Source organism: Actinoplanes sp. NPDC051633 (assembly GCF_040681735.1).
Taxonomy (GTDB): domain Bacteria; phylum Actinomycetota; class Actinomycetes; order Mycobacteriales; family Micromonosporaceae; genus Actinoplanes.
In genome coordinates this window covers 1-11,940 of record NZ_JBFAZH010000109.1, presented here as the reverse complement: position 1 = coordinate 11,940, position 11,940 = coordinate 1, and the positions used below count along the sequence as shown (strand labels likewise).

Sequence of the window (11,940 nt, the reverse complement as noted above, 5' to 3'; positions counted from 1 at the left end):
GCCCGCCAGTACCACCCGGATGTGAATCCCGATCCGGAGGCGCACGAGAAGTTCAAGGACATCAACGCCGCGTACGAGGTCCTCTCCGACGACCAGAAGCGGCAGATCGTCGACCTCGGCGGCGACCCGCTGGCGCCCGGTGGCGGCGGCGGGGGTCCGGGCGGCCCGGCCGGCGGTCCGTTCGTCGGGTTCCAGGACATCATGGACGCGTTCTTCGGCACGGCCGCCGGCGGCGGGTCCCGGGGTCCGCGGCCGCGTACCCGTCCGGGGGCCGACGCGATCCTGCGGCTCGAGCTGGACCTGGTGGAGACCGCGTTCGGCGTCGAGGCGCCGATCACCGTCGACACCGCCGTGCTGTGCACCCAGTGCTCCGGCGCCGGCACCGCGCCCGGCACCCACCTGGCCACCTGTGAGACGTGCGGCGGCCGCGGCGAGGTGCAGAGCGTGCAGCGTACGTTCCTCGGCCAGGTCGTCTCGTCCCGCCCGTGCCAGGTCTGCCAGGGCCACGGCACGGTGATCCCGAGCCCGTGCCCGACCTGCGCCGGCGACGGCCGGATCCGCACCCGCCGCAGCCTGACCGTGAAGATCCCGGCCGGTGTCGAGGACGGCATGCGCATCCGCCTGGCCCAGCAGGGCGAGGTCGGCCCGGGCGGTGGCACGGCCGGCGACCTGTACGTGGAGATCCACGAGCGGCCGCACGACGTCTACAGCCGCAAGGGCGACGACCTGCACTGCCGGGTCACCCTGCCGATGACCGCCGCCGCGCTCGGCACCCGGCTGACCATCAAGACGCTGGACAGCGAGGAGGCCATCGAGGTCAAGTCCGGCACGCAGCCGGCCAGCACCCTGCGGATCCGCGGCAAGGGCGTGCCGCACCTGCGCGGGCAGGGCCGCGGCGACCTGTTCGTGCACCTGGACGTGCGGACCCCGACGAAACTCACCGCCGAGCAGGAGCGCATGCTGCGCGACTTCGCGAAGACCCGGGGTGAGGACGTGGCCGAGCTGAGCAAGCAGGGCGGCTTCTTCTCCCGGATGCGGGACGCCTTCAACGGTCACTGATCGTGTCGGCACCCCTCTTCCTGGTCGACGCCCTGCCGGCCGGCGACACCACGACGCTGGACGGCCCTGAGGGTCATCACGCGGCCGATGTGCAGCGCGTCCGAAGGGGAGAGCGCCTCGTCCTCGCGGATGGCCAGGGCGGCACCGCGCTGGCCGAGGTGACCGGCGTGGCGAAGGGCAGCGTCAGCCTCGCCATCATGAACCGGACATTTCGCGAACGGCCGCCGGTCCGGGTCGCCGTCGTTCAAGGCATCCCGAAAGGTGACCGCGGCGAGCTCGCCGTCCAGGCCATGACCGAGGTCGGCGTCGACGAGATCGTGCCGTGGGCGGCGGCCCGGTCGATCGCCCAGTGGCGCGGCGACCGGGGACACAAGGCCCGCGCCAAGTGGGCGGCGACCGCCCGGGAGGCCGCCAAGCAGGCGCGGCGCGCGTACCTGCCGGTTGTCTCCGGCGACCCGGACGTGACCACCAAGCAGGCCGCCGCACGGCTTTCCGCCGCGACGGCGGCGTTCGTGCTGCACGAGGACGCCACCACCCGGCTCTCCACCGCCGCGCTGCCCGACGAGGGCGAGATCGTGCTGGTGGTGGGGCCCGAGGGCGGGATCGCGGACGCCGAGCTCGACGTCTTCCTCGACGCCGGCGCCACTGCGGTGCGGCTCGGCGACACCGTGCTGCGCACCAGCACGGCCGGCGTGGCCGCCATCGCGGTGCTGGCCACCCGCCTGGGCAGATGGTGATGACGCCGGGCCGGATCCTGCGCCGGACGTTGTCCCGCAACACCCGCCGGCTCACCGTCGGCACCCTGCTCCTCGCGCTGCATCAGGCCTGCGAGGCGTCCGTCCCGATCCTGATCGGCGTGATCATCGACCGTGCGGTGACCACCGGCGACGCCGCGCAGCTGGTGCTCTGGACCGCCGCGCTGGGGCTGCTCTTCGTGCTGCTGTCCACCGCCTACCGGCAGGGTGCCCGGCAGGCCGTGCAGGCGGTGGCGACCGAGACGCACCTGCTCCGGACCGAGATCGCCGGGCGGATCATCGACCCGCGCGGGGTGCGCACCGAGCTGCGTACCGGTGACCTGCTCACGATCACCTCCGACGACACCGAGCAGGCCGCCTACCTGCTCGAGCACGTCGCCCGGGTGGTCGGCGCGCTGGTCGCCACCGCGGTCGGCGCGGTGGCGCTCTTCGTGATCTCGGTGCCGCTCGGCCTGGTGGTGCTGCTCGCCACCCCGGCCGTGCTGCTCGCCCTGCAGCTGACCGCGCCGCTGATGACCCGCCGCTACGCCGAGCAGCAGCGCGTCGCGGGCCGGGCGTCGGCGCTGGCCACCGACCTGGTCACCGGCCTGCGGCCGCTGCGCGGGATCGGCGCGCAGGACGCCGCCGCCCGCCGATATCGCGAGGTCAGCCGGGCGTCGCTGTCGGCCACCCTGCACGCGGTGCGGGCCCGGGCCGGCTTCGCGGGCGGGTCGGCCACCGTCAGCACCCTGCTGGCCTGCGGGATCGCGGTGCTGGCCGGCTGGTTCGCGCTGACCGGGCGGATCACGCCGGGCCAGTTCATCACCGTGATCGGCCTGGCGCAGTTCCTCGGCGAGCCGTTCGGGACGCTTGCGATCGTGCCCGGCCGGCTGGCCGAGGCGCGCGGCTCGGCGCAGCGGATCAGCCTGGTGCTCTCCGCCGACCCGGTGTTGCCGGCGCCCGACCGCGAACCGACCGAAAGAGCCGAGCTCGTCGTGCGCGACCTGCACAGCGGACCGCTACGTGGGCTGGACCTGCGGGTCGGGCCGGGCGAGTTCGTCGGCGTGGTGGCCCACCGGCCGGCCGACGCCGACGAGCTGGCCGACCTGCTCGGCGGCCAGCGCCCGGCGGAGCGCGGGGAGATCGCCGTGGCCGGCGCCGCGCCGCACGAGGCCCGCGACATGATGCTGGCCGAGCCGCATCACACGAGCCTGTTCACGGGGACCATCCGGACGAATCTCGGGAACAACCTCGACGAGGCCCTGGACGAGGCCCTGCGCGCGTCGGCGGCCGACGAGGTCGTCGCACTGCACCCCGACGGCTTGGACCACCCGGTCGCCGAGCGCGGCGCCGACCTCTCCGGCGGGCAGCGGCAGCGGCTGGCGCTGGCCCGGGCGCTGGCCGCGGATCCGCCGATCCTGGTGCTGCACGAGCCGACCACCGCGGTCGACGCGGTCACCGAGCACGCCATCGCCCAGGGGATCCGGTCGCTGCGCCACGGGTCGGGTTCGGACCGCGCCACCGTGGTCCTGACCAGCAGCCCGGCGCTGCTCGCGCAGACCGACCGGGTGCTGGTGATCGACGGCGGGGCGGTGGTCGCCGAGAGCACGCACGCCACGCTGGTCGCCGGCGACCCGGCGTACCGGAAGGCGGTGCTGCGATGACCGGCCTGCCGATCGCGTCGGCCGGGCAGGCCTGGACGTGGCTGCGCCGCCAGCTCGCCGCCCGGCCCGGGGAAGTCGCCCTGACGGCCGGCGCCGGGGTGGTGGCGGCCGCCGCCTCGGTGATCCCCGTGTACGCGCTGGGCCGGCTCGTCGACCAGGTCCGCGCCGGGGCCGGCGTCCGGGCGATCGTTCCGATCACGGTGATCATCGTGGTCGCCGCGGTGGCGGGCGGGCTCGCGACGGGACTGTCGAGGTGGCTGACCACCCGGCTGGGCGAGCGGATCCTGGCCGGGCTGCGCGAACGTACCGTCGACATCGCCCTGCGCCTGCCCACCGCCGTGCTGGACCGGGCCGGCCGCGGTGACCTGCTCTCCCGGGTCGGCGCCGACGTGGCGACGATCGGCAACGCCGCCACCGGCGTGCTGCCGACGGTGTTGTCCGCGCTGTTCCTGACGGTGCTCAGCCTGGTCGCGATGGCCGGGCTGGACTGGCGTCTCGGGCTGGCCGGGCTGCTCGCCGTGCCGTCCTATGTGCTGGCGCTGCGGTGGTACCTGCCGCGGTCCGCGCCGGTCTACGCCGCCGAGCGCGCCGCGGTCAGCACCCGCTCCCAGCTGCTGGTGGAGAGCATGCAGGGGGTGCGGACGGTGCACGCGTACCGGCGCGAACGCGAGCACGTGGCCGCGCTGGACGACGCCTCGGCCACCGCGCGCAACCTCGAGGTCGGGGTGTTCACGCTGTTCACCCGGTTCGTCGGGCGGGTCAACCGCAGCGAGTTCGTGGGGCTGGCGGCGATCCTGATCACCGGGTTCTGGCTGGTCCGCACCGGCAACGGCACGGTCGGCGAGACGGCCGCGGCGGCGGTGCTGTTCCACCGGCTGTTCAACCCGATCGGCGCGCTGATGTTCACCTTCGACGACGTGCAGGAGGCCGGGGCGAGCCTGGCCCGGGTGGTCGGCGTGCGTAACCTGTCCGACCTGATCCCGCCGCCGCGGGACGACCGGCCGGAGGACGCCTCGCTCGTCTTCACCGGTGTGGGCTTCAGCTATGACGGGCAGACGCCGGTCCTGCGCGACGTGCATCTGAAGATCCGGGCGGGGGAGCGGGTCGCGCTGGTCGGCTCGACCGGCGCCGGCAAGACCACGCTCGCGTCGATCGCCGCCGGGCTGTTGCGGCCGGACACGGGCGCGGCGCTGATCGGCGGCGTGCCGACGGCCGGGCTGCCCGCGTCGGTGGTCGCTGTGGTGAGCCAGGAGACGCACGTCTTCGCCGGGCCGCTGATCGAGGACCTGCGACTGGCCCGCCCGGGCGCCACCCGCGAGGAGGTGACGGCGGCGCTGGCCCGGGTCGGGGCGCAGGACTGGGCGGTCGATCTGCTGGACACGCCGGTCGGCGAGGGCGAGCGTGCGCTGACCGCGGCGCAGGCGCAGCAGCTCGCGCTGGCCCGGCTGGTGCTGACCGACCCGGCGGTGGCGGTGCTGGACGAGGCCACCGCGGAGGCGGGAAGTGCGGGCGCCCGGGCGCTGGAGGATTCGGCCCGGGCGGCGACGGCGGGCCGGACCACGCTGATCGTCGCCCACCGGCTCACGCAGGCCGTGTCGGCCGATCGGGTGATCGTGCTGGAGCACGGCGAGATCGTCGAGGAGGGTCCGCATGCGGAGCGGGTCGCGGCCGGCGGGCGCTACGCCGAGCTCTTCGGGGCCTGGGCGTCGCGCGGGCGCTGAGCCCGCCGGCCGGGCACCGTAAGATGCGGCCGATGGGGTGGGAGGCGCTCGGGCAGTGGGGTGACGACGCTGCTCGCATCCAGCCGCTCACCGGCGGAGTCGCCAACGACGTGTGGAGCGTGCGGGTCGACGGGCGCCTCGCGGTCGGTCGTCTCGGTTCCCGCAGCGACGCCGATCTCGCGTGGGAGACCGAGCTCATCCAGTACCTCGACCATGAAGGTCTCACCGTGCCGGTGCCGATACCGACCACGGACGGCCGGCTGTTCGCCGACGGCCTGGTGGTGATGACCTATGTGGACGGTGGACCGCCCGGGACGCGGGCCGACTGGCGTCGCGTGGCGGGCACGCTCCGCGAGCTGCACCGGTTGACGCAGGGCTGGCCGCAGCGCCCCGGCTGGCGATCCTCGACCGACCTCCTGCACGCCGAGACCGGGACCAAGGTCGACCTCGGCGAGATGCCCCCGGAGGGTGTCGCTCGATGCCGGGCGGCGTGGGCGCGGCTCGCCGGACGTCGGACATGCGTCGTCCACGGCGACCCCAACAACCTCGGCAACATCCGGATGACCGCCGATCGGGTCGGGCTGATCGACTGGGACGAGTCGCACGTCGACGTTCCCGATCTCGACCTGGTGCTGCCCGGCAACGCCGCCGGTCTCGACGACGACGCGTACGACATCGCCGCGCAGGCGTCGGCCGCGTGGGAAGCGGCCGTCTGCTGGGACGACGAGTTCTCGGTCAAGCGGCTCGCCGAGGTCCGGCCGGTCTGACCGCGGGTGCGAGGCGTGGGGTGCGTCGCTACGACCCGTACCCCCGGACGGCCTCGCCGCGCGGCGACAGCCGATAGCCGATCTCCAGGCTCTCGGTCAGGCCCAGCTCCTTGAGCCGCCGCACGTCCCGCTTGAAGGTCAGCATGTCCGGATAGCCCACTCGAGCCCACAGGTCTCCCGCGCGGACGGCGGGATGAGCGGCGATGAGCGCCAGCACCGCCCGGGTCCACGGCCCGCGTCTGCTGGTCGCGTCCATCCGGTCGAGCCGGGCGATCAGCGCGTCCAGATCGGACAGATCTGCCCGCAGGGCGATGCGTGGATCGTCGCCGCCGTAAGCGACCTCGATGCGGAAGAGACCGCCCGCCTTGTCCGGCACGTCGGCGGTGGCCGCCGCGGCCGTGGGATAGCCGGCGGCACGGGCGTCGGCCGCCGAGATCCGCGAGATGCGGTCGACCGCCTTGACCTCCACGACGCCGATCATCGTCCGCAGCCGGCTGCCGGCCACCACGCGCGCCCGCTGCCAGCGCCGGAACACCACCGAGATGCGGCCGTCCCGGATCTTGTCGAGGGCGTCCTGCCGGAAGAGCATCAGACCTCCAGGTCGGCCGTCGGGCGCGGGTCGTGGATCGCGTGCGCCGCGACGATCGAACAGCGCCCACCAACGGTGCGCCAGCCATCGTCCCAGGCGGGTTGGTCCTTCTCAATTCAACATCGATGGGTACGCCCAGTGCCAACTCCGCCGAAACCCGCTGCTCACGTTGGTCGAGCAGCAGCTCCGCGCGCCCGGTGCCCGGTGGGCGCGGGCTGCCGGCGAAGAGCAGGCGCCCGTCGACGAGCAGCTCATAGGTCCCGAAACCGGAGACGGCGAACGTGTGCTCACCGCCGGCCGAGGGTGTGCACGTGCCGCTGAACCGCAGCGACGTGACCGCCGCCGATCGAGCCGCCCGGGCAGGTCGCCGTCGAACTCGTAGGAGCCCACCCGCGCCCGCAGGTCCGTCCACTCCGGACCGCGGGCCGGTGGCAGGAACGGCCGCGGGTCGGCGCCGACCGCGTATCGCACGTCCACACCGGACAGCGCGGCCCAGCCCCTCGAGCGGCGAGATCACGTGTGGCGTCATGTCGTCCACGACCTGATCTTAGGTTCGCAGGTAGGACGCGCCATTCATGTCCAGGATCGCCCCGGACGCCCACTCCGCCTCCGCCGACGCCAGCCAGTGCACGGCGGCGGCCACCTCGTCCGGCTGCGCCACCCGGTGGTAGGGACTCTGCGCCCGGATCCCCTCGCCGCCGTCACCGGTCAGGAGCGCACGGGCCATCTCGGTCTCGATGAACCCGGGCGCCACCGTCGCCACAGCGATCCCGTGCGGCGCCAGTGCGACCGCCAGCGACTGGCCCATCGCGTTCAGGGCGGCCTTCGACGCGCCGTAGGCCGGCTGCTCCGGCTCACCCCGGAACGCGCCGCGGGACGAGACGTTGACGATCCGCCCACCGGCCCCGCGCATGTGCTGCACGGCCGCCCAGCAGGCGTTCGCCGCCCCGAACAGGTTGATGTCGAAGGTCCGCCGCCACACCTCCCGCCACGTCTCGTAGTCCGCCTCCGCCAGCGGCGCGCCCCGCTCGCGCCCGTACACCCCGGCGTTGTTCACCAGCACGTCCAGCCCGCCCAGCCGGGCCGCGGCGTCGTCCACCATCGCCCGCACCGCCGGCGGGTCCGCCATGTCCGCCCGCACCACGACGTGGCCGGACCCGGGCAGCTCCGCGACCAGCGACTCGGCCATCGCCGCGGAATCCCGGTGATGCACCGCGACCCGATCGCCGCCCGCCGCGAAGCGCGCCGCGATCGCCCGGCCCAGCCCGCGCGACGACCCGGTCACCAGTACCGCTCGTTTCGTCATACGCAGACCCTAGGATCTTCCGCGTGGACAACGACTGCCTGTTCTGCCGCATCGTGGCGGGGGAGATCCCGGCCGCGGTGGTGCACGAGACCGAGACCACCCTCGCCTTCCGCGACATCGACCCCAAAGCGCCGGTGCACGTCCTGGTGATCCCCAAGGCGCACCACACCGACGTGGTCGCGCTCGTGCTGGCCGACCCCGCGGCCGCCGCCGACGTGCTCGGCGCGGCCGCCGCGGTGGCCGAGGCCGAGGGTTTGCGCGGCGACGGGTTCCGGCTGATCTTCAACAACGGTGGGTACGCGGGACAGGAAGTGTTCCACGCCCACGGCCACGTGCTCGGCGGCCGCCCGCTCGGCCCCATGCTGGCACGGTCGTGACCACCCACCCACGTCTCGAGCGAGCTGTCCGGCGGGTCCAGGCGGACGCCCGCGTCCCCGCCCTGTCGGTCGCCCTCCACCGCGCCGACCAGCCACTCTGGGCCTGCACAGTCGGCGACTCCGGCGACCCGGCGCACCCGCTGGACGCCGACACCCGCTTCCGCATCGGCTCGGTCACCAAGACCTTCACCGCGGCGCTCGTCATGCAGGCCCGCGACGACGGTCTCCTCGACCTCGACGACCCGGTCTCCCGCCACCTCGACCTGCCCGCCCACGGCGACGCCACGATCCGGCGGCTGCTCTCGCACACCGCCGGCTTCCAGCGCGAGCCACACGGCGACGTCTGGGACACCCTTGACGTGCCGTCCGCCGACGCGCTGCTCGCGGAGCTCGACCGCGCCGAGCGGGTGCTGCCCAACGCCCGCCGCTATCACTACTCCAACCTCGCCGTCGCCGTCCTCGGCCAGATGGTCGCCCGGCTCCACGGCGGCACCTGGGCCGAGATCCTCGGCGACCGGGTGCTCGGCCCGCTCGGCCTGACCGCGACCACCTACGAGCCCACCGAGCGCGCCGCGGTCGGCTATCTCGTCGACGCCTACTCCGACGCCGCCCACCCGGAGCCCGTCGTCGACATGGCCGGCGCCGCCCCGGCCGCCCAGCTCTGGAGCACGGCCGGCGACATGGCCAGGTGGGCCGCGTTCCTCGCGAGCCCCGAGATCGTCGACCCCGCGGGCAAGGTGCTCGCCGCCGCCACCGTCGACGAGATGCGCTGGCCGCTCACCACCACCGACGAGCAGCTCTGGGCCGCCGGCTTCGGCCTCGGCCTGATCCTGCAGCCCATGGGCAAGCGGGTGGTGCACGTCGGCCACGACGGCGCGATGCCCGGCTTCCTGGCCGCCGTCTACGGCCGGCGCGGCGGCGAGGGCAACCCCGGCGCCCTCGGCTGCGCGGTGCTCGCCTCCTCCGGCACCGCCGCCACGATCGGCGAGCTGCCGCACGAGCTGCTCCGCCTCGCCGTCGAGCTCGACCCCGCGCAGGTCAAGCCGTGGCGCATCCACGCGCCCGCCCCCGCGCCGTACCGCTCCGTGCTCGGCCAGTGGTGGAGTGAGGGATTTCCGTTCGTCTTCTCCTGGCACGACGGCGCCCTGCAGGCCCGCGCGGCGGACGCTCCGGCGGACCGGCCGCCGGCCGTGTTCCAGCCGCTGCCCGACCGGCCCGACGTGCTGCGGACGATCTCCGGCCGCGAGGCCGGCGAGCGGCTCCGGCTGACCCGCGACGCACAGGGCGTAGTCGTCCGGATGCACTGGGCCACATACCGCCTCACCCGCCGGCTGGAAGCGTTCGACGGCGTGCCCGCGAGCGACGGTATGGGCGGGTAATGGTGTCGGCGACGGGGGTGCGAAGCGGATACGATGGCATGGTCCTTACGGCGCAGATGAGAAAGCAGGTGGCGTCGGCCGCACGGCCGCCCCTATGACCAGCACTGACCACACTTCGAGCGCGTCCGGCGCGGCGGGGGGTCCGGCGGCTTCGGTGCAGACCAGGATCTCGGTGTCGGACCCGAAGATCATGGTGAACCTGCTGGGCGCCAAGGATGAGATCCTGCGCCTGATCGAGCGCACCCTCGTCAGCGACGTGCACGTCCGCGGCAACGAGATCACCGTGACCGGCGCACCGGCCGACAACGCCACCGCCGAGCGTCTCTTCTCGGAGCTCATCGAGCTGATCGAGAAGGGCGAGACGCTCAGCGTGGACGCGGTCCGGCGCACCGTGGCGATGCTCGAGCAGAACACCTCGGAGCGCCCGGCCGAGGTGTTGACGCTCAACATCCTCTCCCGGCGCGGGCGCACCATCCGCCCCAAGACGCTGGGCCAGAAGCGTTACGTGGACGCGATCGACGAGAACACGATCGTCTTCGGCATCGGCCCGGCCGGCACCGGCAAGACGTACCTGGCGATGGCCAAGGCCGTGCAGGCGTTGCAGGCCAAGCAGGTCAACCGCATCATCCTGACCCGGCCGGCGGTCGAGGCGGGCGAGCGGCTGGGCTTCCTGCCGGGCACGCTGAACGAGAAGATCGACCCCTACCTGCGCCCGCTCTACGACGCCCTGCACGACATGCTGGACCCGGAGTCGATCCCGCGCCTGATGCAGGCCGGGACGATCGAGGTCGCCCCCTTGGCCTACATGCGTGGCCGGGCGCAGCCGCTGACAGCCGAGGTGCTGACGCCGGACGGCTGGCGCGCCATCGGCGACCTGGCCGTCGGTGACCTCGTCGTCGGGTCCGACGGCCGGCCGACGCCCGTCCTCGGTGTCTACCCGCAGGGCCGCAAGCAGGTCTTCAAGGTGACCACGCAGGACGGCGCCTCGACCATCGCGTGCGGCGAGCACCTGTGGACCGTGCGGACGGTGGACGACCGCAGTCACGGTCGTCCGTGGCGCACCCTGGAAACCCAGGACATGATCGGCAAGCTGCGGCGCGGTCCGGTGCACCGTTACGAGTTGCCGCTGGTCGACGCGGTCGAGTTCGTGCCGCAGGACGTTCCGATGGACGCGTACGCCCTGGGTCTGCTCCTCGGCGACGGCTGCCTGACCACGGCGACCACGCCCGCCTTCAGCACGGCGGACCCGGAGTTGGCGGAGGCGCTCGACGCCGCGTTGCCCGGCATCACGCTCACCCGCAAGACCGAGGTCGACTACGTCCTGCGCCGGGCGGGTGGCGGGGGTCGCGGTGGCGTGATCACCGCGAATCCGGTCACGGCGATCCTGCGCGAGATCGGTCTGGCGGGCACCCGGTCGAACACCAAGTTCGTGCCCGAGGCGTACAAGTTCAACAGTGCGGCGACGCGTCTCGCCTTGCTGCAGGGTCTCTTCGACAGCGACGGTGGGCCGGTCGTCCAGCGCGGACGCACCTGCCGGCTTCAGTACACGACGGCATCCGAGCGGCTGCGCGACGACGTCCTGTTCCTGGTCCGGTCGCTCGGCGGCGTGGCCTACGTGCGCCGGCGTGCCGCCGTGGGCAGACGTCCCGGGCTTGCGCGTGGTCGCGAGGTGCATCACCGAAACGACGCGTTCGTCATGGACATTCGTCTCCCGGCGGGGCTCGAGCCGTTCCGGCTGGAGCGCAAGCGTGCCGCCTACAACGCGACCGGCGGCGGCAAACCGATGCGTTTCGTCCACGACATCGAGCCGATGGGCGAGGAGGAGACGGTCTGCATTCAGGTGGCCGCGGCCGACTCGCTGTACGTCACCGACGACCTGATCGTCACCCACAACACGCTCAACGACGCGTTCATCATTCTTGACGAGGCGCAGAACACGACGCCCGAGCAGATGAAGATGTTCCTGACCCGGCTCGGGTTCGGGGCGAAGATCGTCGTCACCGGTGACGTCACGCAGGTCGACCTGCCCGGCGGGACCACCAGCGGGCTGCGCATCGTGCGGGAGATCCTCCGCAACGTCGAGGACGTGCACTTCGCCGAGCTGTCCAGCAGCGATGTGGTGCGCCACCGGCTGGTCGCGGAGATCGTTGACGCCTATGCGCGGTTCGACGAGCAGCAGGAGCAGCAGGCCGCGCAGTCCGTGCGCGCGGTTCCCGGCCGTGCCGCCGGCAACGGCCGCGCCGGGCGCCGGCGCTGAAAACCGAGGGAAAGACACCACAGATGTCCATCGAGATCGCCAACGAGTCGGGAGTCGAGGTCGACACCGACGCGATCCTCGCGGTGG

9 protein-coding genes and 3 pseudogenes are annotated in these 11,940 nt (G+C 73.4%); 10 read left to right on the top strand and 2 right to left on the bottom strand.

Annotated elements, in window-relative coordinates:
* The 5 genes from dnaJ to AB0M20_RS09390 form a co-directional block, all read left to right on the top strand.
* The coding region (gene dnaJ / locus AB0M20_RS09410; protein ID WP_364296222.1) for a molecular chaperone DnaJ at positions 1 to 1,059 on the top strand (1,059 nt) is incomplete at its 5' end.
* 2 nt (positions 1,060 to 1,061) lie between these two features.
* Positions 1,062 to 1,796, top strand: coding sequence for a 16S rRNA (uracil(1498)-N(3))-methyltransferase (locus tag AB0M20_RS09405; RefSeq protein WP_364296220.1), 735 nt, complete (start codon positions 1,062 to 1,064; stop codon positions 1,794 to 1,796).
* A complete protein-coding gene (locus tag AB0M20_RS09400) occupies positions 1,790 to 3,457 on the top strand; it encodes an ABC transporter ATP-binding protein (protein ID WP_364296218.1) in 1,668 nt (555 codons plus the stop codon). The genes AB0M20_RS09405 and AB0M20_RS09400 overlap by 7 nt, the downstream gene beginning before the upstream one ends.
* Positions 3,454 to 5,178: an ABC transporter ATP-binding protein gene (locus AB0M20_RS09395; protein ID WP_364296216.1), complete on the top strand. Its 1,725-nt coding sequence runs from the start codon at positions 3,454 to 3,456 to the stop codon at positions 5,176 to 5,178. Before AB0M20_RS09400 ends, AB0M20_RS09395 begins: the two co-directional genes overlap by 4 nt.
* A gap of 32 nt (positions 5,179 to 5,210) precedes the next feature.
* On the top strand, positions 5,211 to 5,945 hold the full coding sequence (locus tag AB0M20_RS09390) for a phosphotransferase (protein ID WP_364296214.1): 735 nt from the start codon (positions 5,211 to 5,213) through the stop codon (positions 5,943 to 5,945).
* Between the two features lie 28 nt (positions 5,946 to 5,973).
* Here the strand turns inward: AB0M20_RS09390 and AB0M20_RS09385 are convergent, their stop codons facing one another.
* Positions 5,974 to 6,534 carry a hypothetical protein gene (locus AB0M20_RS09385; RefSeq protein ID WP_364296212.1) on the bottom strand — a complete coding sequence of 187 codons (561 nt, stop codon included), beginning with the start codon at positions 6,532 to 6,534 and terminating at the stop codon, positions 5,974 to 5,976.
* Between the two features lie 547 nt (positions 6,535 to 7,081).
* Complete coding sequence (locus AB0M20_RS09380) at positions 7,082 to 7,840, bottom strand: SDR family oxidoreductase (RefSeq protein WP_364296210.1); 759 nt, start codon at positions 7,838 to 7,840, stop codon at positions 7,082 to 7,084.
* Positions 7,841 to 7,863: 23 nt separating this feature from the next.
* Here AB0M20_RS09380 and AB0M20_RS09375 point away from each other — a divergent pair, with 23 nt between their 5' ends.
* From AB0M20_RS09375 to AB0M20_RS09355, 5 genes and pseudogenes are all read left to right on the top strand, one after another.
* Positions 7,864 to 8,217 carry an HIT domain-containing protein gene (locus AB0M20_RS09375; RefSeq protein ID WP_364296208.1) on the top strand — a complete coding sequence of 118 codons (354 nt, stop codon included), beginning with the start codon at positions 7,864 to 7,866 and terminating at the stop codon, positions 8,215 to 8,217.
* Positions 8,214 to 9,596 (top strand): serine hydrolase domain-containing protein, encoded by a 1,383-nt coding sequence (locus AB0M20_RS09370; RefSeq protein WP_364296206.1) that lies wholly within the window; start codon positions 8,214 to 8,216, stop codon positions 9,594 to 9,596. The genes AB0M20_RS09375 and AB0M20_RS09370 overlap by 4 nt, the downstream gene beginning before the upstream one ends.
* A gap of 94 nt (positions 9,597 to 9,690) precedes the next feature.
* Positions 9,691 to 10,413: pseudogene (locus AB0M20_RS09365) on the top strand (PhoH family protein); the annotation flags it as partial.
* Positions 10,402 to 11,214: pseudogene (locus AB0M20_RS09360) on the top strand (LAGLIDADG family homing endonuclease); the annotation flags it as partial. The pseudogenes AB0M20_RS09365 and AB0M20_RS09360, both read left to right, overlap by 12 nt.
* Positions 11,215 to 11,490: 276 nt before the next feature.
* Positions 11,491 to 11,853 (top strand): annotated as a pseudogene (locus tag AB0M20_RS09355) (PhoH family protein); the annotation flags it as partial.
* Between the last annotated feature and the right edge of the window lie 87 nt (positions 11,854 to 11,940).

What these genes read in the sequence shown, in the direction of transcription:
- AB0M20_RS09395 (WP_364296216.1), top strand. Translation starts at nt 3,454, where the DNA reads ATGACCGGCCTGCCGATCGCGTCGGCCGGGCAGGCCTGGACGTGGCTG.
- AB0M20_RS09385 (WP_364296212.1), bottom strand. Translation starts at nt 6,534, where the DNA reads ATGCTCTTCCGGCAGGACGCCCTCGACAAGATCCGGGACGGCCGCATC.
- AB0M20_RS09390 (WP_364296214.1), top strand. Translation starts at nt 5,211, where the DNA reads ATGGGGTGGGAGGCGCTCGGGCAGTGGGGTGACGACGCTGCTCGCATC.
- AB0M20_RS09380 (WP_364296210.1), bottom strand. Translation starts at nt 7,840, where the DNA reads ATGACGAAACGAGCGGTACTGGTGACCGGGTCGTCGCGCGGGCTGGGC.
- AB0M20_RS09400 (WP_364296218.1), top strand. Translation starts at nt 1,790, where the DNA reads ATGGTGATGACGCCGGGCCGGATCCTGCGCCGGACGTTGTCCCGCAAC.